The following is a 23,278-nucleotide window of genomic DNA, read 5'->3' on the forward strand; positions in this document are numbered from 1 at the left end:
GGCGAATTAGCAACAGTCGTGCCAGCCCGCGGGAAAACACGATTCAGCAGGCCCAGTCTTCGACGCGAAGCGTTGTGGCGGCGCCTGCGACGCCCGGCTGCGCGGCCAGCGACTGCAGGACGCGATCGACCGCGTCCTGCATGGCTGCGTTGGTCAACACCAGCAGTTGCGGGGCTCCGTCCGGCTGCGCCTTCACCAGCTCAGAGTGCCGTACGGGCAGGCCCTGCGCTTTCAGCCATTGCGCGACCGGCTCGGCGTCTGCCTCGACTTGCAGCGGCACGCGCAGGTAGTGCGAAGTGCGAACGCCCTCGCGTCGCAGCACCGGCAGCGGACGCAAGGCCTCTGCCTGAAACCCCAGATGCGGCACACGCTGCGCCGGGCTGATGCGGCCCTGCCGCGCGATGTCGACGAGGTCGGCAATCACGGCCGATGCCGTCTGCTCCGACCCTGCCCCCGCGCCGCAATACAGCGTCACGCCGGATGCGTCGCCCTTGACCATGACGCCGTTCATGGATCCGTTGACCTGCGCCAGCAGATGCGAGGCCGGCAGCAGCGCGGGCTGCACGCGCAGTTCCACGCCGTTCGCCCGCCGCCGCGCGATGCCCAGCAGCTTGATGCGATAGCCCAGTTGTTCGGCACAGGCCACGTCGAGGCCGTCAAGTGCGGTGATGCCTTCCACCTGCGTATCCGCAAAGCGGATCGACATGCCGAAAGCGTTGGCCGCCAGCAGCGCGAGCTTGTGCGCGGCGTCGATGCCTTCGATGTCGAAAGCCGGATCGGCCTCGGCATAGCCCATCGCTTGTGCCTGCGCGAGCGCCTCGGCAAAGCCCAGCCCTTCGTCGCGCATCTTCGAGAGGATGAAGTTGGTCGTGCCGTTGATGATGCCGGCCACCCACTCGATGCGATTGGCCGTGAGCCCTTCGCGCAGCGTCTTGACGATGGGAATGCTGCCCGCGACTGCGCCTTCATAGGCCACGGCGACACCTTGTCGACGCGCCGCGGCGAGGATCTGCGTGCCATGCATGGCCAGCAGCGCCTTGTTGGCGGTGACCCAATGCTTGCCATTGTTGATGGCGGCCAGCGCCCAGTCGCGCGGGGCAACGGTGCCGCCGGCCACTTCCACCACCACGTCCACGTCGGGATGCGTGGCCACGCGCAGCGGGTCGCCGGTGATTTCCACGGCCGCCGCGTTGGAGCCGACCAGCCCGGCGGCTCGCGGGAGATTGCGCGCGGCGACTGCAACCAGTTCGATGCCACGCCCGGCGCGGCCCGCGATCTCCGCCTGATTGCGCAGCAGCACGCGCGCAATGCCGGTGCCCACGGTACCAATGCCGATCATTCCCACGTGCAGGGCGCGCGTGGGCGTGCCGGCATGCAAGCGCTGCGGCTGAAGGGACGGGGCGAGATCTCGATACATGAACTTCTCCTGCTGGCGAACAAAAAACAAAACCCGGCTGCCAGAGCTGGGTTCTTCTTGATTCGCTGGAGAAGCGGGAGAGACACCAGGTGGCTGCCGGAGCGGCCACCTGCACGCGCGCTAGGTGGCCGCGGCGGTCATGGTGCTAATCATTCGTGCATGCACGGCCCGCGTGCACGCGGGCAGCATCGCGTTGTCGCCCGTGAAGGCGGCGGCGGATGCGGTGTGGATGGGTTGGAATGACATGGGAGGTGCAGTGTACAGGAGGTGGGCGGGCGCTTGCGATGGCCAGTGAGCGCGGCCCGTAGCGAGTGCTTCAAGGCGGTGAGCAAGTCCACCGTTGTTTCAATCGGCGCGTTGCCTTCAAAGCAATGAGGAGGATCCTTGGCCGGCCGTACTGATTGCAACGTCGAAAGACGAAGACTGGCACGGCAATACGGAGAAGAGCAATGGAATACGAGTTCAATCTTGAGTTCAAGGTCGCATCAGAAGATGCGGACCACGACCAGATCATGGAGCGCTTGGGCGAAGTGGGGTGCACCGATGCCTTGGCAGGTCTGGGCATCGCCGGGCATGTGGGGCTGGAGTTCGTCCGCGAGCGCGAATCGGCCGAGGCAGCCATCCGGAGCGCCATCAACGATGTCAGGAAGGCACTGCCCAGCGCGCAACCCGTTGGGGCGTCAAACGAGCGCATCACCGACTCTTTGCCTGAGGGCGCCATCGCCCTGACTCCGGGCACACACTGACCCGTTCACCACCAACCCGGACCTGCTCTTCATCCAGCTGCAACGAAGCAGTCGCCGGGTCAACGTCGAAGTCGATCCGCAGCGCGCGCGCGACACGCACATCCTCGATAGGAAGTTCCCACGTCAGGAAAACCTGCGTGCAATCCGCACCGGGCGCAAAGTCGGTCACATCGAATCCGTTCCTTTCGCGCTTGATGACGGCGTGCGCCTGGGCGGTGTCGAAGATCAGCGCCGTGCCCCTGACAAGCGGAATGCGATGACCCGTCGCGGGGAAGTGAACGTCCAGACCCTTGTCTTCGCTTAGAAACAGATTGCAGAAGGCCGCCCCACCGTATTGCTCGGCGTCGTGGTGGTACCGCGCGCCGCGGCAGGTCATGAGGGCGATGTCTTCGCCGGAGGCGAGCACGTCGCCCAAGCCGAGCGTGCGCGTCCAGTCGGCCATGGCTTGCAAACAGCGCTTGTGGTCCGGCCAGCGCGCACGTGTCCGCGCCAAGGGCAATGGCTCGACATCGCCGGGCTCCAAGACCAATCGCTGCAATGTCTCCCTTTCCCAATCGGCCACGAGCCTTGCCGGAGGCGCTGGCACGTCGAGCGTGGCGAACAGCACCACCGGGCTCACGCTTCGACTGCGAATGGCATCGCCACTCCAGAAAAAGGAAACAGGAAGGTCCCGCACGCGATGCTGGCGCGACTACAGGTCCGCCAAGATGCCGGTCGATGTCGCTTCCGCCGCCAGCTTGCCGTCAGCGTTGTAGAGAGCGCCTTCCAGAAACGCGACGCGCTTGCCGCGCCGGATCACGCGGCCCTCCACCCAGCCCTCACCCGGTCCGACTTTTTCGTAGAAGCTGACCTTGATCTCGAGGCTGAAGACCGTCTGCGCATGCCCGGTGTCGTGAATGACCGCATGCGCCATCGCCGCATCGAGCCAGGCCGTGATGAAGCCGCCCTGGGCGATCGTGCCGTTCGTATGGCAGTACTCGCGCCGGACCGTGAAGGCAGCTTTCAGTGCCTTGCGCTCGGGATCCCATCCGGTCACGTGGAAGTTGCCCATGGATTCGCTCAGCGCCTGGCCTGAGCGAATGCGTGCGTCCAAGTCGTCGTCGTTCATTGAGGGTCAAGTTTGGTGGTGAGGCTGCGAAGATTGTCGTGCAAGGTGATGGGCGCATGGGCGGCTGGGGACGATCATTCGCGGTCCGCACGCTTTGCGGCATCGATGTCCCGCGCATGGAAGTTCGCCGCCGGCAATTCTTCCCGCAATTCGCGCGCTCGGGCGATTCGCACACTTGGCGTCATTCTTGCAGGCGGCAATGCCGAATCAAGGCACTCGATTGCTTCGCTGCTCAGGCTTCGGCGATGCTTCTCCGCCGAAAGCTTCAGTCGTTCAAATACGGTGTCTGGAATATTCTTCAGTGTCAGGGTTGTGGGCATCGCACGCTCGATCCTTGATGGAACCAGGGTTCAACTCCCTGCAGAGTACTACCCGTCAGGCACTTGATACCGGTTTACGAGGACCGTCCGTCAACGCCTGTATCGGCCATGAACATCGCGCCACTCATCCGCCCAAAAGAGCAGCGCGCAGCGGTTGGTCCGTAGACAATGGTCCGCCCGCCGCAACCCGTGGAGTCACCCATGCCGCCCATCAGAAGCCTCGTCCACACCGCGTTGCTTGCCACAGCGACGCTCCTGTCGGCCTGCGCAATTCAGGGAACGGCCACGAATCCAGCGGCAACGGGCGCAGCGGCGAGCGCGTCCCCCGCGCTGGTGCCCTTTTCCTCCGACGAAGGCGTGGCGCGTCTTGCACGTTCAGGCGCGAAGGCGGACTTCGCGCCGCTCGCCAACCAGTTCGAAGCCCAGTACAACGTCACCTTCTGCGGGCCCACCACGGCCGCGATCGTGCTCAACACCATGCACAGCCGCGATGCCGCCGATCTGCCGCGTGACCACGCGCGCCTGCGCAAGGACGATGTGCAGTTCATGCCCGCCGGCGCCGATCCGATCGTGCCCCGATTCACGCAGGACAGCGTGATCGACAAGGGCCCCAAGACGCGTGCGCAAGTGCTCGGCGAGCCTGTCACCATCGGCGGCAAGCAGGTGCGGGACTTCGGCTACCAGTTGCGCGACTTCGACGCCATGCTGCGCGCCAACGCACTCACCACCAAAGTCGTGGTCGTGAACGACGCAGTTTCCGAGCAGGCCATCCGCACCGACCTGGCAGACAACCTCGCGCGCCGTGGCGACTACGTGATCGTGAACTACCGGCGCGAAGCCGTCGGTCAAAAAGGCGGCGGCCACATCTCCCCTGTGGGCGCCTACGACGCGGCTTCAGACTCGTTCCTCGTGCTCGATGTCAATCCGGCGGCGGCGGGCTGGGTGTGGATGCCGACGTCGACGCTGGTCCAGGGCATGCGCACCTTCGACACCGTGGAGAACCGCGGCTACGTGCTCGTCCAGGCGCCGTGATCAGACGCTGCGCCCGAACCAGATCAACGACAGCGTGGCTGCCACCATCGCCACCAAGGCCGAGGCAAGCGCCAGCAGGCCACTGAGTTCGGTTTCACGCGTGAGCACCTGCACGCGAGACCCGAGGTTCTCGTAGACGCTGCGCAGCGACTCGGCGGTGCCGGCGTGGTGGTATTCGCCGCCCGTCATGCGCGCCACTTCGCGCAGGGTCGGTTCGTCCAGCCGCATGTAGATGGCCATGCCCTCGGGAAAGAAAGCGTCGCCGTCCACCGTGCCCAGCCCCACCACGTAGATGCGCACGCCGCGGTCGGCCGCCATCTTCGCGGCGGCCAGCGTGTCGATGCCCGTGGTTCTGCGGCCGTCGCTCAGCAAGATGATCGCAGCGGAGTCGTAGGAGCCCGGCGCCACGGGCGTGATCTGCCTGGGCGGCGGCTTGGCCTTGTCGTCCAGGCTGCGCGCCTGCGGCTTGCTGCTGCCGAACGTCATGTCGCCGACATCAATGCCCTGATCCGGAAAGAGCTCGGCCAAGCTCAGCACGATGGCATCGCCCACCGCCGTTCCCATCTGCATCTGGAACGCGTCGATGCTCGCGGCCAGCGACTCGCGATCCAGCGTCGTGCGCTGGGCGACGTGGCTGCTGCCCGCGAAGGTGACGAGCCCGACCTCGATGCCCTTGGGCAGCTCCTTCAGGAACAGCTTGGCCGCCTCCTGCGCGGCCGCGATGCGCGTCGGCTTGACGTCGGTGACGCGCATGCTGAGCGACACATCCATGGCCAGGATGATCGAAGACCGGGCCCACGGCAGCGGCACCCGCGCCACGGGGCGGGCCGCGGCGATCAGCAGCCCCGCGCAGGCCAGCAGGAGCAGCGCGGGCGGCAGGTGACGGCGCCAATGGCGGCCAGCCGCCGCCGCGCGGACGACGCCCAGGCTGCTGTAGCGCACGCCGGCCCTGCCCCGGCGGCGCAGCAGCCAGACATACACCGCCGGCATGACCGGAAGCGCGAGCAAGAGCCAAAGGTACTGAGGCCAGAGGAAGGACATGGGCTGCCCGTGACAGTCCTCGTGCAACAGGGCGGCCGTGACTTGACGCCGGCAGGCGGGCGCACGAGATTTCCTCGCCTTGCGGCAATATCGTGCCTGTGAAGAGGCCGTTTCGCAATCGGCAGCGGGCGCTCAAGGCGCAGCCGCAAGATCCCGCAGATCCTGCGCGTAGGCCTGGATCCGCCGCACCGCCTGCTCACGCTGTTCCGGCCGCGTCGCGTTGTGCATTTGCGCGATGTTGGTGCAGCCTTCGTGCAGCAAGGCCTGCTGGTAGTCGCGCCATGGACCGGGCGGCGGATCTGAAATGCGCTTCACGTACGCCACAAAGGCAGCCTGCACCTCGCTCACGCGTGCCGAGCCGTTGCCGCTGAATCCACGCAAGAGCGCCAGCGCGTCTTGCTGACGCCGGCGCCGCTCGGCGTCCATGCGCCGCGGATCGAAGATGGATCGGTCGATCTGCTGGCGCAACATCTTGCGTTGCGTGCCGTCGAGCGTGCCGTAGAAATCCTCGCTGCGATCCAGGAAGCTGTCGTAGCGCTTCTGGCGCTGCTTCTCGACGCTCTTGTCAAGCCAGTCGTCGGCGTACTCCGCGTTCTTCTTCGCGTACTTTTCCTGAAGGTGCTGCAGTTGCGCTTCGCTCAAGCTCATCGCGACATGGGCGCCGGGCTCCGCGGCATCCAGCGCCGTCGCAAGAAGGCTCTTGCGCACGTCCTCGCTGAAGTCGCAGACCTGTGCCGCCGTGATGTCGCCCGGCGCCATTCGCTCGGCCTTTTCCACCAGCACCAGCAGCTTGGGCAGTTCCGTCTTGCGGTGCCTTTCGAGCAGCAGTGTGAGTTGCTCGCGCACGCGCGGCGTCTGGACACTGTCGAAATCCACGTAGCTGTCGAGCCACCAGTAGCTGATGTCCGGCAGGTTGTTGTAGGCGATCTTGACGGCGCTGCATCCCGCGAGGGCCATGCCCAGCAGCACTGCGCACAGCAGCTTCGCCAGCACGGAGCAACAGTTGGCAGCCAGCGGCACCCGCTGACCCTGGACTCGGCGAGCGTGCAACTCAGCCCGCATCGAACTGGTCCTGGTTGCGGCCGCGGATCGGCGCGTAGAAGGCCCGGATGCTGGCAATCTCGGCCTCGACGTCATCGCCCGGCTCGACCAGCGGCCCCAGCCCGCAGCGGCGGTTCCCCCAGTCCAGGTAGGAGAGCTGGATGGGCAACCCCGCACCGCGCGCGATGTGATGAAACCCCGTCTTCCATTGCGTGGCACGGCTGCGCGTGCCTTCGGGCGCCATCACCAGTTGCAGCGGTCCGGGCGCCGTCTTCAAGGCTTCGATCGATGCCGCCACGAGGTTGTTGGAACGCTCCCGATGTACCGGGATGCCGCCCAGCCAGCGCATCAGCCAACCGATGGACGCGGGAAACAGAGAGGCCTTGCCCAGCCAGCGGATGTGCATGCCCAAAGCGAACGCGGCCATGAGCGTGAAAGGAAAATCCCAGTTGCTGGTGTGCGGCGCCGCAATGACGACGCAACGCGCCGCACGGGGCGACAACTCCCCCTCCACGCGCCAGCCCAGCAGGCGCAGCGTGCCGCGCGACAGCGTGCGCAACAGCGGCTCCAGGACGGGCGTTTCGAAGATGGTGCGGCGCATGGGGCGCGAGCATAAGGCAAGGGTCCCGGCCTACACTGCCCCCATGCCTGAGCGCTTGAAACCGAACGTTGTTGGCCGCGCGAATCGTGGACGCGACCGCGTTCCCGCACGCCAATAACCCCGTGAAAAACATGGGTGACCTCGACCTCACGACTGCCGTTCAGCCCGACGCCGCAGCGGCGCAGGCCCTGCTGGCGCGCTGCCCCATCTTCCGGCGCTGCGGCGTCGCCGATCTGGCGGCCCTGGCTGCCAGTGCGCATTGGGTCGAACACGCCGATGGCGCCGACCTGGTGCGCGAAGGCGACCTGTCGAAAGAACTGTTGATCCTGGAGCATGGCCACGCACGCGTGATCAAGCATGGCGCCCACGGCGACGAGCATGTCCTCAGCCGCGTCGGGCCTGGCGACTCGATCGGCGAGATGGCCTTGTTCGACGTCGTACCGCGTTCTGCCACCGTGCGCGCCGAAGGGCCGGTGCGCTGCCTGGCGCTGCAGTTGTCCGACATCGTCCACTTGGCCGAATCGCGGCCCTCGCTGGTGCCGGTGCTGATGGACATCGGCGCCCTGGTGGCCGAGCGCCTGCGCGTGAGCAGCGCCAACGCCGCGGCCACGGCCGACCGCGTGCTGGCCGAAGAGCGAACGCGCGCCGTGATGGGCCGCTTCACCTTGCTGCTGATGCTGGCCTACACCCTCTACACCTGGGTGCTCGGCACGGCCATGAAGGTGAAGGAGACCTTCGGCCACAGCGAGTTCGTGACCGTGCCGGCGATCTTCGTGTGCTGCGCGATCATGTTCGCCTTCGTGCGGGTGTCCGGGTATCCGGTGCGCTTTTTCGGGTTGACGACCGAGAACGCCGGGCACGATGTGCGCGAGGCAGTGCTGCTCACCCTGCCGCTGATGGCGGGCACGGTGTTGCTCAAGCTTGCGTTGCTCGCCTGGGTGCCGGCCATGCAGGGGCTGCCGGTGTTCCAGATGTTCTCGACGCCCGCACCGGGCCTGCCTGCCAGCGGCTTCAACCCCTGGCTGGCCGCGGCCTATGTTGTGTTTGCGCCGTTCCAGGAGTTGATCTATCGCGGCGGCGTGCAAGGGCCCTTGTCGCATTTCCTGAGCGGACGCTGGCGCACGTGGCTCGCCATCGTCGGCGCCAACATCATTTTTTCGGCGGCGCATCTTTATGTGTCGCCGGGGCTGGCGGTGATCGCCTTCGTGGCGGGGCTGTTCTGGGGCTGGCTGTATGCGCGCCAGAGCGGGCTCGTCGGCGTGTCGGTGTCCCATGTGCTGCTGGGCTTCTGGGCGTTCGAGGTGGTGGATCTCGGCGTACTGGAGTAGCGCATCGCGATGAGCCCGCTTCTGCGTTTTCCCACGTCGGTCAAGCGGGACCCGGCCATCGATGCCTGGATGCGGGAGCATCCGGGAGAGCTGGGCGCGATCGCGCAGCGCTGGTTCGAGGTCATGCGCGGGTGCGGGGACGATGTTCGCGAGTTGCTGCACGACGGCCATCCGACAGCGTGCGTGGGTGATGCGGCATTCGCTTATGTCAACGCCTTCACGGCGCACGTCAACGTCGGCTTCTTCCGTGGGGCCGAAATTTCCGACCCCGGGCAACTGTTGCAAGGCACCGGCAGGTTCATGCGACACGTGAAGCTCCGGCCTGCAGGCGCTGTCGATGCGGCGGCGCTCCGCGCACTGATTGAGACGGCATACGTCGACATGAAGGCCCGCCTCAATCCGGACGCTTGAAGGTTTGGCGCTGCGCGTCGGGCTCGCCCGGCGGCCATTTGCGGCGCCCGCGCACCCTCGCAGCGCAGTGCCCCACCATCCAAAGCCTGTTGCGCGCAGGCGACGCACTCCCAAGGGTTTCTCGGGGTGGGCAGCGCTGTACGTCTCCCTAAACTCCCATTGCAGCCAATGTAACGAATTGTCATTACATATCGCGAAAGGTTTCAAGATGCCCCACGCCGCGCTCACACGCCACCTCCTCAAGATGGCAACCTGCCTCGCCCTTGCGATCGGTCTGACGGCGTGCGGCGGTGGCGGCAGCGGCGGCGGCGGAGCCAACCCTGCGGGCGGTGGCACCGACAAGCCGGCGACGTCCCATCGCTTCAGCGGAGTCGTTTCAGGCTTGGGCCCGGGCGCGCAGCTCAAGGTGCGCCTGAACAACAGCGATGCGCTCACGGTCAACGCCAACGGTCCCTACAGCTTCGAAGCGAGCGTGCCCGCCAACGGCGCCTACGCCGTCACGGTCACTCAACCGGTGGGCCAGACCTGCTCCGTGGCGAACGCCAGCGGTGCGGGCGTGACAGGCGATGTGAGCAACCTCAACATCGTCTGCGCCAATGATGCCTTCGCCATCAGCGCCGCTGTATCCGGCCTGACCAACGGTGCGCATCTGACGCTGAACAACAACGCAAACGACCCATTGGTCGTCAGCGCCAACGGCAACGTGAAGTTTGCGAAACCGGTGGCGCGCAACGGCAGCTATGTCGTCACCGTGGATGCCCAGCCTGCCGGCCAGACCTGCACTGTGAGCAGCGGCTCTGGTGCGGGCGTGACGCACGATGTGACGAACGTCGGCGTCGTCTGCTCGACCCATGGCTTCGCCATCCGCGGCAGCGTGTCGGGGCTGGCTGCCGGACAGCAGGTCACGCTCAGGAACAACGCCGCCGATGCAACGGTGGTCACCGCCAACGGCGCCTTCAGTTTCGCGGCGCCGGTGGCCTACAACGGCAGCTATGCGGTCACGGTGGCCACCCAGCCGGTGGGTCAGGTCTGCACCGTCAACGGCGGTTCGGGTGCAGGCGTGACAGGTGACGTCGGAAACGTCGCAGTCCAATGCTCGACCACGACCCACAGCATCGGCGGCACCGTGTCGGGTCTGGCGTCGGGCGAACAAGTCACGCTCAACAACAACGGCGCGGATCCCGCCACCGTCAACGCCAATGGAAGCTTCACTTTCAACACGCCGGTGGTGCACGGGAGCAACTACAACGTCACCGTGTTGACGCAACCGGCGGGCCAAACCTGCACGGTGATCAACGGAACCGGCACCCATGTCACAGGCAACATCACCAGCGTCGGCGTCGCGTGCTCGGCCAGTGGCTTCGCGATCGGCGGTGTCGTCTCGGGCTTGGCGGCAGGCCAGACGCTCACCCTGAAAAACCGGGGCGCCGATGCGTTCGTGGTGACCGGCACTGGCAACGATCTGCCCTTCACATTCCCCACGCCCGTGCCCAACAACGTCCCCTACGCGGTGACGATGAGCGGCCAGGCCTGCATCGTGGCCGGCGGTGCCGGCGTGGCCACCGGCCCCGTGAGCACGGTATCGGTTCGTTGCGACGCACGGCCGTCCTACGCCTATGTCGCATTGAGCGGCAGCGACCAGATCGGCCAGTACGTCATCGGCACGGATGGAGCGCTGACCGCGATGACCGCTGCCACCGTGCCGGCAGGCCAGGCGCCGACGGCGATCGCGGTGGATCCCTCGCGCCGCTACGCGTATGCGGCCAACACCAACAGCGCCTTCGTGTCGCAGTACGTCATTGCCGCGGATGGTTCTCTCAGCCCGATGACCAGCGCGACCGTGCCGACCGGCGCCGGCACCGGCGCGTGGTCCATTGCGGTGGATCCGACGGGTCGCTACGCCTACGCGGCCAACAACGGCAGCGACACGATCTCCCAGTACAAGATCGGTGTCGATGGCTCGCTCAGCGCGATGGCGCCGGCCACCGTGACAAGCGGCGCGTTCCCGCGGTCGATCGCCGTGGATCCCACGGGCCGCTACGTCTACGTGGCCAACTACGGCGGCGACAGCGTCTCCCAATACTTCATCCGTGCGAACGGGGAGCTCAGCCCGATGAGCACGGCGAGCGTGGCAGTGCATTCCGCGTGGTCCGTATCCGTAGACCCCACCGGGCGCTTTGCCTATGTCACCAATTGGGCTGGCGACACCGTGTCGCAGTTCACCATCGGCGCAGACGGATCCTTGGGCGCCCTCGCCCCCACCGTCGCGACAGGTGTCGGGCCGCATGCGATCGCCATCGACCCGACCGGACGCTACGCCTATGTGCCGAACGCCAACGCCGACACCGTTGCGCAGTACGCCATCGACGGCATCAACGGCGCCTTGGCCGCGATGACCCCTGACGTCGTGTCGGCGGGCAACCTGCCCTTCTCGCTTGCCTTCGATCCCGCGGGGCGCTTCGCCTACGTGGTCAACTCGAATGACGGCACCATCTTCCAGTACGACGTCGCCACTTCGAACGGCGCGTTGACTTACCGGCGCACTGCAGCGGCAGGCAATCCCCAAGCCATCGTGACGACCTACGCGCGCTGAAGCCGGCCTTCCGCTGGAAGGCCAACAGCGACGACATTGCACGAAACGCGCCCGGCGGCCCCGAGCGCGTTTTCGCTTGTGCTCGCCGGGCAATTGCTCTCGCGCAAATAGCACCACGAAAGGCTTGCACAGAAGCCATTTCTGCTACCAACTCGACCCTCACGAAAAACAAGGCGCTGCCCGTTGCGCGGCGCAGCATTCAAGCCGGTTTTTCAACAGAATCGGCCCACTGCCAACGCTGAGGATCGAACCATGTTCACACGTCTCAAGGCGCTGTTCCACTACTTCAACGCGGCAGTGCCGTTCCGGCTGGGGCCCGCGCTCATCACCACCGCCGTGCTGGTGATCCTGCTGCTGATTCCAACGCCCGAAGGGCTCACCCCCAAGGCCTGGGGCCTGGTCGCGATCTTCCTGACGACCATCGTGGCGATCATCCTCAAGGTCATGCCGATCGGCGTCATGGCGCTGATGGCGATCGTGATCGTCTCGCTGTCGCAAGTCACCGACGAATCGTCCAAGGGCGCGATTGCGGATGCACTGAGCAGCTTTGCCAATCCGCTGATCTGGCTGATCGTGGTCGCCATCCTCATTTCCCGCGGCCTGAAGAAGACGGGCCTGGGCAGCCGCATCGGCCTGATCTTCATCGAGATGCTGGGCAAGCGCACCCTCGGCATCGGCTACGGCCTGGCCGTCTGCGAGCTGGTGCTGGCACCGTTCACGCCGAGCAACACCGCGCGGGGCGGCGGCATCGTGCACCCCATCATGCGGTCGATCGCGAATGCCTTCGACTCGGACCCGGCCAAGGGCACCGAAGGCAAGGTCGGCACCTATCTGGCGCTGGTCAACTACCACGCCAACCCGATTACCTCGGCGATGTTCATCACCGCCACCGCGCCCAATCCGCTGGTGGTGGACTACATCGCCAAGGCCACGAACCAGAGCCTGCACCTGTCGTGGACGACGTGGGCGCTGTGCATGCTGCTCCCCGGCCTGGTCTGCCTGCTGCTGATGCCGCTGGTGGTGTATGTGCTGTCACCGCCGCAACTCAAGGCCACGCCCGACGCCGTGGACTATGCGCGCAAGGAACTCGCGCGCATGGGGCCGCTGTCGCCCAAGGAAGGGGTGATGCTCGGCACCTTCGCCCTGTTGCTGGTGCTGTGGGCCAACCTTCCGGCGATGCTGCTCGGACCGGCTTTCACGCTGGACCCCACGGTGGTGGCCTTTCTCGGCCTCTTCGTGCTGATCATCACCGGCACCCTCGACTGGGACGACGTGCTGTCGGAAAAAAGCGCCTGGGACACTTTGGTGTGGTTCGGCGCGCTGGTGATGATGGCCGAGCAGCTCAACAAGCTCGGCGTGATAGCCTGGTTCTCGGAGGCCATGAAGGGCGCCATCGTCGCCAGCGGCATGGGATGGCTGGCCATTGCCGCGATCCTGGTGGCGGCCTTCGTGTTTTCACACTACCTGTTTGCCAGCACCACGGCGCACATCAGCGCGATGATGCTCGCCTTCCTCACGGTCGGGGCGCAACTGATTCCACCCGCGTACGTGGCGCCTTTCATGCTGATGATGGCGGCCGGCTCGGCCATCATGATGACGCTGACGCACTATGCAACGGGCACCTCACCCATCGTCTTCGGCAGCGGCTATGTCACGCTGGGCAACTGGTGGCGCGTGGGCTTCGTGATGTGCGTGGTCGAACTGCTGGTCTTCGCGTTGCTGGGCAGCGCTTGGTGGAAGGTGCTCGGCTTCTGGTGAGGCGCGCGCATTCACTTCCCCCACAGGCTCACGATCTGCACGAGCAGGATCTTGAGCACCGTCATCGACGGAAAAATCATGGCGTAGCCGATGTCGGGCCGGTCGGTGGGTGCGATGCGGTTGGAAAACGCAAGGATGGCCGGGTTCCCCGTGGCCCCGCAGACGATCCCGGCCGCCGCATCGAATGGCAGCCTGAAGACGAACAAGGTGATGAGCAGCGTCACCACCACGATCACGGCCACGATGGCGCTGCCCAGCAGCACGTAGAGCAAGCCGCTCTTGGCAATGGCGGCCGCGAAGGTCGCGCCTGACGAAATGCCCACCACGGCCAGGAAAAGCGTCAGCCCGAAGTTGCGCAGCACCAGGTTGGCCGACATCGGGATCGCCCATTGAAACGGCCCGGTGCGACGGCACCAGCCAAGGAACAAGGCCACGAGCAGCAGCCCCGCAAAGCCGAGCGACAGGCGCCCGATGACCGGAACCGGCCATGGGATGGCGCCGAACGCGAGGCCCAGCGTCACGCCGACGCCAATGGCGATGTAGCTCACCTCCGCGGTGCTTCGCACGGAGTCGCCGAAGATCTTGCCCAACGCGGCAAAGCTTTCGCGCGGCGCGAGCACGCCCACGCGGTCGCCAAATTCCAGCAGGCGGTCCGGATCGGGCGGCATGTCGGCATCGCTGCGCCGCAGGTGCAACACGCGCGCACCCAACTCGGGCGGCAGTTCCACATCGCCCAGCCGCTGGCCGGCGACCTTCGGGTTGGAGATGAAGAAGCGGCGATAGTCCATGTCGCTGCGGTCGCGCAGCATGCGGCCGGGATTCGCGGGGCCGAAGCGTGACGCAGCGTTGACCAGCGCGGCTTGATCGGTCCCGGTCAGCAGCACCACGTCGCCGCGTTCGAGTGCCGTGTCGTCGGCCGCTGGCAGGTTGTGATGGCCGCGCCGGATGGCGACGATCGCCACGCCCGCCGGCAGGTTGCGCGAGGCATGGCCCAGCGTCATGCCCAGCACGCTGAACTCGGTCACCTCGGCTTCCGCGGTCTGCATCGCCGCTGCGCCGCGCTTTTCAAGTTTCGGCTTGGCCATGTTGCTGTACAGACCCAGCAGCAGGATCGGCACGAACACGCCCAGGGGATAGGCCACCGAATAACCGGTCGCGGGCGTGGTGCCGAAGACGGCGAGCGCCGCCTGCAGCGCCGCCGTGCTGGTGCCGGCACCCGCAAAGGCACCCAGGGCTTCAGGCAGTTCAACGCCGGGAATCCATTGCACGGCGGCCAGCGTCACACCCAGTGCCGCCGCCACCGCGATGGCAGCGGCCAGATTGGCCTTGGCGCCCTCGGCGCTGCTCAGCCCCCTGAAAAACTGCGCGCCGTAGGCAATGCCCACGCCATACAGGAACAGCAGGAGGCCGAGGTTGCCCACCAAGGCCGGCAACACCAGCTTGGGCGCCCACGCGCCAACCGCCAGCCCCACGAAAAGCACGGCGCCCGAACCCAACGAGAATCCGCCGAGGTTGACAGCACCCAGCAAGTAGCCCAAAGCTATGGTGAGAAACACCGCCAACAGGGGCTGGGCAGTCAGGAAGGTGCTGATCGCTGTCATGTCGCTTCCGGAAGTGGCAGGCAGGCGCAACGGTGCGCGAGTTTCAGGCCCCCAACCGGTTTCTTTGAGTAAGTTCCGTTAAGCGATCCATCGCAAGGAGATCTCATGAAAACAGCCGTGTTCAGTACACGCAACTATGACAAGACCTTGCTGGCGAAGGCCAACGCCAGCGCGGGGCATGAACTGGTGTTCCTGCAAGACCGGCTGACGGCGGACACGGCATCGCTTGCCGCGGGCTGCAAGGCCGTCTGCGTCTTCGTGAACGACAGCGTCGATGCGCAGGTGCTGGCCGCGCTCGCCGCGCAGGGCACGGGGCTGGTGGCCACCCGTTCGACCGGCTTCAACCACATCGACGCCGTGGCCGCCGCCCGGCTGGGCGTCGCGGTTGTGCGCGTGACCGACTACTCACCCTATTCGGTGGCCGAGTTCGCGGTGGGCCTGCTGCTGGCGGTCAACCGCAAGATCGCGCGTGCGAGCGTGCGCACGCGCGACGGCAATTTCGAGCTCGACGGGCTGATGGGCTTCGACCTGCACGGCAAGACGGTGGGCGTCATCGGCACCGGCAAGATCGGCATGATTTTCGCGCGCATCATGCTGGGCTTCGGTTGCACGGTGCTGGGCTACGACAAATTTCCCAACCCCGCCTTCGAGAGCATGGGCGCGCGCTACACGACCACCGCGGAACTGGCGGCGACCAGCGACATCCTGTCGTTGCACTGTCCGCTGACCGACGAAACACGGCACGTCGTGAACGCCAAGTCCCTGGCCGGCGCCAAGCGCGGCGCCATCCTCATCAACACGAGCCGCGGCGCGCTGGTGGACACCGAGGCGGCAATCGACGCGCTGAAAACCGGTCAACTGGGTGGACTGGCCATCGACGTCTACGAGCAGGAGGCCAGCCTCTTCTTCCAGGACCTGTCGTCGACCATCATCGCAGACGACGTCATCCAGCGCCTGGTGTCATTCCACAACGTGATCGTGACGGGTCACCAGGCGTTTTTCACCGAAGAGGCGATCGGGCAGATCATGCAGACCACGATCGAGAGCATCAGTGCCTTCGAGGCGGGGAGCGAGCTCGTGCATCGCATTCCGGTGGGCTGAGAAGGCCGGGTCCAAGCCGCGCAGATGCCATCTATCGACAACATTGAGCGGCTCTATTCGCACGCCGCCTGCTTCTGCCACAGAATGCATTCCCCCTCACATCGCAAAAACAGGAGACCCTCCATGGCCGGTGAATCCAATGAAGCAAAGTGCCCCTTCAGTCAAGCCACTGGCGCTGGCACCAGCAACAGCGATTGGTGGCCCAAGCAATTGCGCGTGGACCTGCTCCATCAGCATTCGTCGAAATCCGACCCGATGGGCGAGGACTTCGACTACGCGGCCGAGTTCAAGAGCCTGGACTACGCCGCGCTCAAGAAAGACCTCGCTGACCTCATGACGGACTCGCAGGACTGGTGGCCGGCGGACTTCGGCCACTACGGCCCGCTGTTCATCCGCATGGCATGGCACAGCGCCGGCACCTACCGCATCGGCGACGGGCGTGGGGGCGGTGGCCGCGGCCAGCAGCGCTTTGCGCCGCTCAACAGCTGGCCCGACAACGTGAGCCTGGACAAGGCACGGCGCCTGCTCTGGCCGATCAAGCAGAAGTACGGCAAGAAGATCTCGTGGGCCGACCTGATGATCCTGGCGGGCAACGTCGGGCTGGAAACCATGGGCTTCAAGACCTTCGGCTTCGGCGGCGGACGGCCCGACGTGTGGGAGCCGGACCAGGACGTGTACTGGGGCCGCGAGGAAAAGTGGCTGGGCGGTGATGTCCGCTATACCAGGGGTTCGCCGGGCGTCGATGAAGCCCACGGCGTGCTCGTGAAAGACGATGACAGCCAGGTGAAGCACTCGCGCGACCTGGAAAACCCGCTCGGCGCCGTGCAGATGGGCCTGATCTACGTGAACCCAGAAGGCCCGGACGGCAACCCCGACCCGATCGCCGCGGCTTACGACATCCGCGACACCTTCGGTCGCATGGCGATGGACGACGAAGAGACCGTGGCGCTCATCGCCGGCGGCCACACCTTCGGCAAGACGCACGGCGCTGCGCCCGCATCGAACGTGGCGCTTGAGCCTGAAGCAGCCGGCATCGAGGCACAAGGGCTGGGTTGGCACAACAGCTTCGGCAGCGGCAGGGGCGGCGACACCATCACCAGCGGGCTGGAAGTGACCTGGACCACGACGCCGACGAAGTGGAGCAACAACTTCTTCGAGAACCTGTTCGGCTTCGAATGGGAGCTGTCCAAGAGCCCCGCGGGCGCTCAGCAGTGGGTGGCCAAGGGCGGCGCCGGTGCCGGGATCATCCCGGATGCGCACGACGCGTCGAAGCGCAAGGCGCCGACCATGCTGACGACCGACCTGTCGCTGCGCATGGACCCGGTGTACGAGAAGATCTCCCGCCGCTTCCTCGCCAACCCCGACCAGTTCGCCGATGCTTTCGCGCGCGCCTGGTTCAAGCTCACGCACCGCGACATGGGTCCGCGTGCCCGCTACCTCGGTCCGGAAGTGCCGGCGGAAGAACTCATCTGGCAAGACCCGGTGCCCGCGATCGACCATCCGCTGGTCGATGCGCAAGACGCCGAGGCGCTCAAGAAGAAGGTGCTGGCATCGGGCCTGACGCCGTCGCAACTCGTGTCGACGGCCTGGGCGTCGGCCTCCACCTTCCGCGGCTCCGACAAGCGCGGCGGTGCGAACGGCGCACGCATTCGCCTTGCGCCGCAAAAGGACTGGGCGGCGAACGAACCGGCTCAACTGGCCAAGGTGCTGCAGGCGCTCGAAGGCATTCGCACGGAGTTCAACGGCGCGGGCGGCAAGAAGATCTCCCTGGCCGACCTGATCGTGCTGGCCGGGAACGCAGGCGTGGAGCAGGCCGCGCGGGCTGCGGGCCGCGAGGTCAAGGTGCCCTTCTCGCCGGGACGCACCGATGCGTCGCAGGACCAGACCGACGTGGATTCCTTCGCGCCGCTGGAGCCGGTGGCCGATGGCTTCCGCAACTTCACGAAAGTGCGCTACGGCGTGCCCGCCGAGGTGTTCCTCGTCGACAAGGCGCAACTGCTGACGCTGACGGCCCCCGAGATGACGGTGCTGGTCGGCGGCCTGCGCGTGCTGGGTGCCAATGCCGGGCAATCGAAGCACGGCGCCCTCACCCAAAAGCCCGGGACGCTGACCAACGACTTCTTCGTCAACCTGCTCGACATGGGTACGGAGTGGAAGCCGACCGGCGGCGCCAACGACGAGTTCGAGGGACGCGACCGCAAGACGGGCGAAGCCCGGTGGACCGGCACGCGCGTCGACCTGGTCTTCGGATCGAACTCGCAACTGCGCGCCATCGCCGAGGTCTACGCCGGCGCGGACGCCAAGGAGAAGTTCGTCGATGACTTCGTGGCGGCGTGGACCAAGGTGATGAACCTGGACCGGTTCGACCTCGCTGCCGCCTGATTGGGGCGATGCAGCACGACGCGCCGGGGGCCCCGATTGGCCTTCGGCGTCGTAGCGCCTGATGCCAGCCGTTGGCGGCTTCAGCACGGAAGCGCTGTCGCCGGCCCTCGCGCAAAATCGGTCGCATGCCGACACCGATCAACATCACGACGGAGCGATTGCACCTTCGCCAATGGCGGGACGCGGACCGCGAGCCCTTCGCCGCCTTGAACGCGGACCCGCTCGTCAGGCGCTACTTCGCGGCAACCTTGTCGCGCGAGGAAAGCGATCGCGAAATGGACGCCTGGCGAAGCAGCCTCGACAGCCGGGGCTGGAGCAATTGGGCGGTCGAGACGCGCGACAGCGGCGCCTTCATCGGCTTCATCGGGTTGACCATTCCCAAGAGGGCCCTTCCGTTCACGCCGTGTGTTGAACTGGGCTATCGCCTGGCAAGAGAGCATTGGGGCAAGGGCTATGCCACCGAGGGTGCGAGGGCTGCGCTGCGCGTGGGCTTCGAGCATTTGGCGCTGGAGGAGATCGTGTCCTTTACGTCGCTCCTCAATCTGCCCTCGCGTGCCGTGATGGAGCGCGTCGGGATGACCAACGCCAACGAGGACTTTGACTATCCCGCTTTTCCGAAAGGCAGTGCGCTGGGCAGGCACTGCCTGTATCGGCTGAGTCGGGAGACGTGGCTTCGCAAGTGCGCTGCGGGCGAGTAGGCGGCGATGCGATAGTCTGCTCTTCTCAGACCAGTTCCCCACGCACCATGGGCACCACGGAGCCGCCCACGCTGATCTCGGGACGGCCATCGACCGTGCGGGCACGAAGCATGATCAGCGACGGCCGGCCGACCTCATGGCCTTGCTCGATTCGCACTGAGAAGCCTGCGTGGGGCAGGAGCCGATGCTCCAGGAGATACGCGCCGAAGAAGGCCGCTCCGTTGCCGGTGGCCGGGTCTTCGCGCACGCCATGCGCTTCGAAGAAGAACCTCGCGCAAAAGTCGTTGGCGGCGTCGTGGGTTTCCCGGCAGAAGAGATAGACGAGCGGCGGGATGCCCCTTCGCCGCCAGGCCCGCATAAGCGGCAAGGTCGAGGCGGCTTCGTCGCAGCGCGTCGAGGCTGCGCAGCGGCACGATCATCGCCGAGGTGCCCGCCGACATCTGCTGGATGGGGCTTGCGGACTCGATGTCCTGAAGCGAGATCCCGAGTGCCGCGGCCATGGGTTCGCGTGCACAGGTCGGTCCGAGAGACACCGTGGGCGCGCGAAACCACGCCACGTCGGGCCCGCCGGCCGAAGACTCGAAGGTGACGTCAATCTGCCCGACCGCCAGATTCAGACGCAACGAGCCGGGAGAGCCAGACACAAGAAGTTGACGCAAGACCCACGCAGTCCCGAGGATGGGATGGCCGGCAAAGGCGATCTCGCGTGCCGGCGTGAAGATGCGCACGCGGTAGCCGCCGTCTTGCTCCGGCACGGGCGAAACGAACGTCGTTTCGGAGTAGTTCATCTCTGCCGCGAGCAACTGCATGGTCGCTTCCGGCAGGCTCTCTTCGCCGACCACGACGGCCAGTTGATTGCCGGCGCAGGGTCGCTCGGCAAAGACATCCACGAGGTAGAAGCGGCGTGTCATGGTCGTGGGTATCTTGGACATGCAATCGCTGGATTGCAACCGTTCGAAACCGCGCCAGCGCTTGCTGGAGCATGACCCGAGCGCCTCAACGCCCTACGCCAAGACGGCGCCGACTTCCAGTTGACTGCCGACGCCCTTATGTCGCCGCGTGCCGCGCCAGATGCACCTGATGCAAGGTGATCTTGCGCACCTCCGCCTGGCTGGTCTCGATGTGCGCGCGCAGCAGCATCGCGGCCTGATCGCCGCGGTTGGCGAGGATGGCCTTGAGGATCTTGGCGTGTTCCTCATACGTCGCCTCGATGCGCCGCAGCATCGTGAAGTCGAGCCGGCGAATGATGCGGATGCGCTCCGTCACGTCGCGGTGGATGCGGGCCATCTCGCCGTTGCCGGCAGCCGCCACCAGCAGGCAGTGAAATTCTTCGTCCCACTGCGCGACCTGGGCGGTGTCCGTGCTGCGTTGCGCGACCGGCACGAGCCAGATGTCGGAGAGCTTGTCGAGCAGGCTGCGGTCGACGCGGTGGTCGCCTTCGCAAAGACGGTGCACGGCCGTGGTTTCCAGCACCATGCGCAGGTCGTAGAGCTGTTCGAACTGGTCGAAGTCGAACGGCAGCACACGCCAGCCGCTGCGGAACAGCACTTCAACGAAACCTTCCTGCTGCAAGCGGAACAGCGCCTGTCGCACCGGCGTGCGCGACACGCCCAACCGCTCGCTGATTTCGTTCTCGGTGAAGCGGTCGCCGGGCACCAGGCGGAACTCCGCGACGTCGCGCTTGAGTTGCGCGTACACCTCGTCCGCACGCGTGCGGAACACGGCCGCATCGAGTGCGGGTGAAGCGGGATGGGCGGGTGTGCGAACGGGCAGCACGGAGCAAATACTAGTTGCTGTCCAGTGCCGACAGCAAGCTCGCGCTGGGTGCCGTCCAGCCGACGATGGCGCCCTGTGCGCGAACCATGTCCAGCGTGGCCGCCTTGAACTCCGGAAAGTAGCTTTCGGTGCAGTCTTCGATCAGCAGGCAGTCATAGCCGCGGTCGTTGGCCTCGCGCATGCTGGTCTGCACGCACACCTCGGTGGTGACGCCCGCAAAGAGCAGGTGCGTGATGCCGCGATCCTTCAGCATCTCCTGCAAGGGCGTCGCATAGAAGGCACCCTTGCCGGGTTTGTCGATGACGATCTCGCCGTCGATGGGTGCGAGCGCATCGATGATCTGGTTGCCCGGCTCGCCGGCAATGAGGATGCGACCCATGTTGCCCACGTCGCCGATGCGCAGGCTCGGGTTGCCGCGGTTGCGCTTGGCGGGCGGACAGTCCGAGAGGTCGGCGCGATGCGCCTCGCGCGTGTGCACGACAAGGCCGCCCGCGCGGCGCCAGCCTTCGAGCATCGCCTGGCTGGCCGGCACGATGGCCGCGAGCAGCGCCACGTTGTTGCCCAAGGTCTCGCCGAAGCCACCCGGCTCGATGAAGTCGCGCTGCATGTCGATGATGACCAACGCCGTTCGCTCCACCTCGCATTCGAAGTCGAAAGGGTTGGCGTCGACCGTGATCTTCATGATGGCTTCCTCTTGATCGTCAGGCGGCTTTTGCGACGGGTGCGTGGCCGTGATCGCCACCGCCCATGTGCGCCCCGAGCACGTGGCGCTCGGCCGTGGCGGCGGGCGTTTCGAAGACGATGCGGCCTTCGCTCATCACGACGATGCGATCGGCCAGCTCCAGCAGTTCGTCCAGGTCTTCGCTGATGAGCAGCACCGCGCCGCCGCGTGCGCGCACGTCGACGATGCGGGCGTGGATTTCGGCGACGGCCGCAAAGTCGAGGCCGAAGACCGGGTTGGCTGCGATGAGCACGTCGATGTCGCCGGCCAGTTCGCGCGCCAGCACCGCGCGCTGCACGTTGCCGCCGGACAGGCTGCGAATCGGCGCGTCCTCGCCTTGCGTTTTCACGCCGTATTCCTTGATCCAGTCGCGCGCGCGCTGGCGCCACATCGGAAAGCGCAGCACGCCTCCCTTGGCCAGCGGCGCTTCGTCGAAGTCGCGCAGTGCCATGTTCTCGGCCACGCTCAGGTCGGCCACACAGGCGTTGCGCAGCGGCTCTTCGGGCAGGCTGCGCACCTTGAGGCGGCGGTTTTCTTCACGTCGCGCGGCGTAGGGCTGACCGTTGACGGTGACGGTGCCACCCAGGCGCGCACGCTGGCCCACCAGCGCTTCGACCAGCTCGCGCTGTCCGTTGCCGGAGACGCCGGCGACGCCGAGGATTTCGCCGGCCTGCACGCTCAGGCTGAGGTCGTGCACGGCCAGCGTGCCGCGGTCGCCTTGCGCGCGCAGCCTGTCGACCTTCAAGGCGATGGGCGCATTGGCTGCGGTAGGCACCGCGTGTGCGCGCACCGATGTGTCGGCGCTTTCCGTGGCGGTTTCATGTGCCACTTCGGGCGCGGTGTCGGCCACGCCCATCATGGCGGCCGCCAGTTGCGCGGGCTGCGTGCTGGCCACGCTGCAATGGTGCACCGCCTTGCCCCGACGCAACACGGTGACGTTGTCCGCATAGGCCATCACCTCGCGGAACTTGTGCGTGATGATGAGCACGGTGCACATGCCGCTCCTGGCAAAGTCGCGCACGTGGCCGAGCACTTCGTCGGCTTCCTGCGGCGTGAGCACCGACGTGGGTTCGTCGAGGATCAGGAGGCGCGGCTTCAGGTAGAGCTGCTTGAGCAGTTCGAGCTTCTGCTTTTCGCCGGCGGCAAGCTCCGAAGGACGCGCGTCGAGGTCGAGCGTGAAAGGCGTGGTCGACAGGAATTCCTTGAGCTCCGCGCGCTTTTGCTTCCAGTCGATCATCGCCGGCGTCTTGCCGCCTGCGAGCAACAGGTTCTCCGCCACCGTCATGCCCGGCGCCAGCGTGAAGTGCTGGTAGACCATCCCGATGCCCAGTGCGCGCGCGACGATCGGGTTGGGAATCGCCAGTTCGCGCCCGTCGATCATGATGCTGCCCTCTTCGGCCACCTGGAAGCCGGCCACGCATTTCACCAGCGTGCTCTTGCCCGCGCCGTTTTCGCCGAGCAGCGCATGCACGGTGCCGGGCTCCACGCGCATGGTCACGTGGTCCATTGCGGTGAAGGCGCCGAAGCGCTTGGTGAGTTCGTAGGTGTCGAGCGCCAATGCGCCGGTGGTGCGCGGCAGGGGATCGAGTGGAGCAATCATTGC

At 66.2% G+C, this 23,278-nt stretch carries 21 protein-coding genes and 1 pseudogene; 9 read left to right on the top strand and 13 right to left on the bottom strand.

From position 1 onward, the window contains the following. Window positions 1-43: 43 nt before the first annotated feature. Entirely contained in the window at window positions 44-1,417 is a 1,374-nt protein-coding gene (locus tag QTI66_RS04765) for a homoserine dehydrogenase (protein WP_286557837.1), read from the bottom strand. Window positions 1,418-1,866: 449 nt separating this feature from the next. Between QTI66_RS04765 and QTI66_RS04770 the strand changes: the two genes are divergently transcribed. Continuing rightward, window positions 1,867-2,163, top strand: a complete 297-nt coding sequence (locus tag QTI66_RS04770; protein ID WP_286557838.1) for a hypothetical protein — start codon at window positions 1,867-1,869, stop codon at window positions 2,161-2,163. Here the strand turns inward: QTI66_RS04770 and QTI66_RS04775 are convergent. The 3 genes from QTI66_RS04775 to QTI66_RS04785 all read right to left on the bottom strand — a co-directional run bounded on the left by QTI66_RS04775 (window position 2,111) and on the right by QTI66_RS04785 (window position 3,591). Next, the gene (locus tag QTI66_RS04775; protein ID WP_286557839.1) at window positions 2,111-2,839 is read right to left on the bottom strand and encodes a hypothetical protein; all 729 of its coding nucleotides are present in this window, start codon (window positions 2,837-2,839) and stop codon (window positions 2,111-2,113) included. The genes QTI66_RS04770 and QTI66_RS04775 overlap by 53 nt on opposite strands. 15 nt (window positions 2,840-2,854) lie before the next feature. Beyond that, window positions 2,855-3,271 carry a PaaI family thioesterase gene (locus tag QTI66_RS04780; protein ID WP_286557840.1) on the bottom strand — a complete coding sequence of 139 codons (417 nt, stop codon included), beginning with the start codon at window positions 3,269-3,271 and terminating at the stop codon, window positions 2,855-2,857. Between the two features lie 74 nt (window positions 3,272-3,345). Then, window positions 3,346-3,591, bottom strand: a complete 246-nt coding sequence (locus tag QTI66_RS04785) for a FitA-like ribbon-helix-helix domain-containing protein (RefSeq protein WP_286557841.1) — start codon at window positions 3,589-3,591, stop codon at window positions 3,346-3,348. Window positions 3,592-3,792: 201 nt separating this feature from the next. On the opposite strand from QTI66_RS04785, the gene QTI66_RS04790 reads away from it, so the two are divergent. After that, complete coding sequence (locus QTI66_RS04790) at window positions 3,793-4,623, top strand: phytochelatin synthase family protein (protein WP_286557843.1); 831 nt, start codon at window positions 3,793-3,795, stop codon at window positions 4,621-4,623. On the opposite strand, the gene QTI66_RS04795 is transcribed toward QTI66_RS04790, so the two are convergent. The 3 genes from QTI66_RS04795 to QTI66_RS04805 all read right to left on the bottom strand — a co-directional run bounded on the left by QTI66_RS04795 (window position 4,624) and on the right by QTI66_RS04805 (window position 7,306). Beyond that, complete coding sequence (locus tag QTI66_RS04795) at window positions 4,624-5,664, bottom strand: VWA domain-containing protein (RefSeq protein WP_286557844.1); 1,041 nt, start codon at window positions 5,662-5,664, stop codon at window positions 4,624-4,626. A gap of 132 nt (window positions 5,665-5,796) precedes the next feature. Continuing rightward, window positions 5,797-6,726 carry a DUF6279 family lipoprotein gene (locus QTI66_RS04800; RefSeq protein WP_286557845.1) on the bottom strand — a complete coding sequence of 310 codons (930 nt, stop codon included), beginning with the start codon at window positions 6,724-6,726 and terminating at the stop codon, window positions 5,797-5,799. After that, window positions 6,716-7,306: a lysophospholipid acyltransferase family protein gene (locus QTI66_RS04805; protein WP_286557846.1), complete on the bottom strand. Its 591-nt coding sequence runs from the start codon at window positions 7,304-7,306 to the stop codon at window positions 6,716-6,718. Before QTI66_RS04805 ends, QTI66_RS04800 begins: the two co-directional genes overlap by 11 nt. Before the next feature lie 131 nt (window positions 7,307-7,437). On the opposite strand from QTI66_RS04805, the gene QTI66_RS04810 reads away from it, so the two are divergent. The 4 genes from QTI66_RS04810 (at window position 7,438) to QTI66_RS04825 (ending at window position 13,396) form a co-directional block, all read left to right on the top strand. Further along, window positions 7,438-8,634 (top strand): cyclic nucleotide-binding domain-containing protein, encoded by a 1,197-nt coding sequence (locus tag QTI66_RS04810; RefSeq protein WP_286557847.1) that lies wholly within the window; start codon window positions 7,438-7,440, stop codon window positions 8,632-8,634. A 9-nt stretch (window positions 8,635-8,643) separates the two neighbouring features. After that, window positions 8,644-9,045, top strand: a complete 402-nt coding sequence (locus QTI66_RS04815) for a DUF1801 domain-containing protein (protein WP_286557848.1) — start codon at window positions 8,644-8,646, stop codon at window positions 9,043-9,045. A gap of 208 nt (window positions 9,046-9,253) precedes the next feature. Next, a complete protein-coding gene (locus QTI66_RS04820; RefSeq protein ID WP_286557849.1) occupies window positions 9,254-11,638 on the top strand; it encodes a beta-propeller fold lactonase family protein in 2,385 nt (794 codons plus the stop codon). 252 nt (window positions 11,639-11,890) lie between these two features. Then, a complete protein-coding gene (locus QTI66_RS04825) occupies window positions 11,891-13,396 on the top strand; it encodes a DASS family sodium-coupled anion symporter (protein ID WP_286557850.1) in 1,506 nt (501 codons plus the stop codon). A gap of 11 nt (window positions 13,397-13,407) precedes the next feature. On the opposite strand, the gene QTI66_RS04830 is transcribed toward QTI66_RS04825, so the two are convergent. Then, complete coding sequence (locus tag QTI66_RS04830; protein ID WP_286557851.1) at window positions 13,408-14,997, bottom strand: aspartate:alanine exchanger family transporter; 1,590 nt, start codon at window positions 14,995-14,997, stop codon at window positions 13,408-13,410. A gap of 105 nt (window positions 14,998-15,102) precedes the next feature. On the opposite strand from QTI66_RS04830, the gene QTI66_RS04835 reads away from it, so the two are divergent. From QTI66_RS04835 to QTI66_RS04845, 3 genes are all read left to right on the top strand, one after another. Further along, a complete protein-coding gene (locus tag QTI66_RS04835; protein WP_286557853.1) occupies window positions 15,103-16,098 on the top strand; it encodes a 2-hydroxyacid dehydrogenase in 996 nt (331 codons plus the stop codon). Window positions 16,099-16,221: 123 nt separating this feature from the next. Beyond that, window positions 16,222-18,480 carry a catalase/peroxidase HPI gene (gene katG / locus QTI66_RS04840; RefSeq protein WP_286557854.1) on the top strand — a complete coding sequence of 753 codons (2,259 nt, stop codon included), beginning with the start codon at window positions 16,222-16,224 and terminating at the stop codon, window positions 18,478-18,480. Between the two features lie 125 nt (window positions 18,481-18,605). Beyond that, a complete protein-coding gene (locus QTI66_RS04845) occupies window positions 18,606-19,178 on the top strand; it encodes a GNAT family N-acetyltransferase (RefSeq protein ID WP_286557855.1) in 573 nt (190 codons plus the stop codon). A 25-nt stretch (window positions 19,179-19,203) separates the two neighbouring features. Here the strand turns inward: QTI66_RS04845 and QTI66_RS04850 are convergent, their stop codons facing one another. The 5 genes and pseudogenes from QTI66_RS04850 to QTI66_RS04870 form a co-directional block, all read right to left on the bottom strand. Beyond that, window positions 19,204-19,536, bottom strand: coding sequence for a PhzF family phenazine biosynthesis protein (locus tag QTI66_RS04850; RefSeq protein WP_286557856.1), 333 nt, complete (start codon window positions 19,534-19,536; stop codon window positions 19,204-19,206). Then, window positions 19,526-20,110: pseudogene (locus tag QTI66_RS04855) on the bottom strand (PhzF family phenazine biosynthesis protein); the annotation flags it as partial. The pseudogene QTI66_RS04855 and the gene QTI66_RS04850, both read right to left, overlap by 11 nt. 115 nt (window positions 20,111-20,225) lie before the next feature. Then, window positions 20,226-20,951, bottom strand: a complete 726-nt coding sequence (locus QTI66_RS04860) for a GntR family transcriptional regulator (RefSeq protein ID WP_286558989.1) — start codon at window positions 20,949-20,951, stop codon at window positions 20,226-20,228. A gap of 13 nt (window positions 20,952-20,964) precedes the next feature. Next, window positions 20,965-21,636, bottom strand: coding sequence for a cysteine hydrolase family protein (locus QTI66_RS04865; RefSeq protein ID WP_286557857.1), 672 nt, complete (start codon window positions 21,634-21,636; stop codon window positions 20,965-20,967). Between the two features lie 19 nt (window positions 21,637-21,655). Next, the gene (locus tag QTI66_RS04870; protein WP_286557858.1) at window positions 21,656-23,275 is read right to left on the bottom strand and encodes an ABC transporter ATP-binding protein; all 1,620 of its coding nucleotides are present in this window, start codon (window positions 23,273-23,275) and stop codon (window positions 21,656-21,658) included. Window positions 23,276-23,278 lie beyond the last annotated feature (3 nt).

It is taken from the genome of Variovorax brevis (genome assembly GCF_030317105.1).
In the GTDB taxonomy this organism is placed as follows: domain Bacteria; phylum Pseudomonadota; class Gammaproteobacteria; order Burkholderiales; family Burkholderiaceae_C; genus Variovorax; species Variovorax brevis.

Excerpts from the sequence above, each read along its gene's own strand:
- QTI66_RS04810 (WP_286557847.1), top strand. The coding sequence starts at position 7,438 with ATGGGTGACCTCGACCTCACGACTGCCGTTCAGCCCGACGCCGCAGCG.
- QTI66_RS04835 (WP_286557853.1), top strand. The coding sequence starts at position 15,103 with ATGAAAACAGCCGTGTTCAGTACACGCAACTATGACAAGACCTTGCTG.
- QTI66_RS04765 (WP_286557837.1), bottom strand. The coding sequence starts at position 1,417 with ATGTATCGAGATCTCGCCCCGTCCCTTCAGCCGCAGCGCTTGCATGCC.
- QTI66_RS04790 (WP_286557843.1), top strand. The coding sequence starts at position 3,793 with ATGCCGCCCATCAGAAGCCTCGTCCACACCGCGTTGCTTGCCACAGCG.
- QTI66_RS04805 (WP_286557846.1), bottom strand. The coding sequence starts at position 7,306 with ATGCGCCGCACCATCTTCGAAACGCCCGTCCTGGAGCCGCTGTTGCGC.
- QTI66_RS04820 (WP_286557849.1), top strand. The coding sequence starts at position 9,254 with ATGCCCCACGCCGCGCTCACACGCCACCTCCTCAAGATGGCAACCTGC.
- QTI66_RS04865 (WP_286557857.1), bottom strand. The coding sequence starts at position 21,636 with ATGAAGATCACGGTCGACGCCAACCCTTTCGACTTCGAATGCGAGGTG.
- QTI66_RS04825 (WP_286557850.1), top strand. The coding sequence starts at position 11,891 with ATGTTCACACGTCTCAAGGCGCTGTTCCACTACTTCAACGCGGCAGTG.
- QTI66_RS04795 (WP_286557844.1), bottom strand. The coding sequence starts at position 5,664 with ATGTCCTTCCTCTGGCCTCAGTACCTTTGGCTCTTGCTCGCGCTTCCG.
- katG (WP_286557854.1), top strand. The coding sequence starts at position 16,222 with ATGGCCGGTGAATCCAATGAAGCAAAGTGCCCCTTCAGTCAAGCCACT.
- QTI66_RS04815 (WP_286557848.1), top strand. The coding sequence starts at position 8,644 with ATGAGCCCGCTTCTGCGTTTTCCCACGTCGGTCAAGCGGGACCCGGCC.
- QTI66_RS04870 (WP_286557858.1), bottom strand. The coding sequence starts at position 23,275 with ATGATTGCTCCACTCGATCCCCTGCCGCGCACCACCGGCGCATTGGCG.
- QTI66_RS04850 (WP_286557856.1), bottom strand. The coding sequence starts at position 19,536 with ATGCGGGCCTGGCGGCGAAGGGGCATCCCGCCGCTCGTCTATCTCTTC.
- QTI66_RS04830 (WP_286557851.1), bottom strand. The coding sequence starts at position 14,997 with ATGACAGCGATCAGCACCTTCCTGACTGCCCAGCCCCTGTTGGCGGTG.
- QTI66_RS04785 (WP_286557841.1), bottom strand. The coding sequence starts at position 3,591 with ATGCCCACAACCCTGACACTGAAGAATATTCCAGACACCGTATTTGAA.
- QTI66_RS04780 (WP_286557840.1), bottom strand. The coding sequence starts at position 3,271 with ATGAACGACGACGACTTGGACGCACGCATTCGCTCAGGCCAGGCGCTG.
- QTI66_RS04845 (WP_286557855.1), top strand. The coding sequence starts at position 18,606 with ATGCCGACACCGATCAACATCACGACGGAGCGATTGCACCTTCGCCAA.
- QTI66_RS04800 (WP_286557845.1), bottom strand. The coding sequence starts at position 6,726 with ATGCGGGCTGAGTTGCACGCTCGCCGAGTCCAGGGTCAGCGGGTGCCG.
- QTI66_RS04770 (WP_286557838.1), top strand. The coding sequence starts at position 1,867 with ATGGAATACGAGTTCAATCTTGAGTTCAAGGTCGCATCAGAAGATGCG.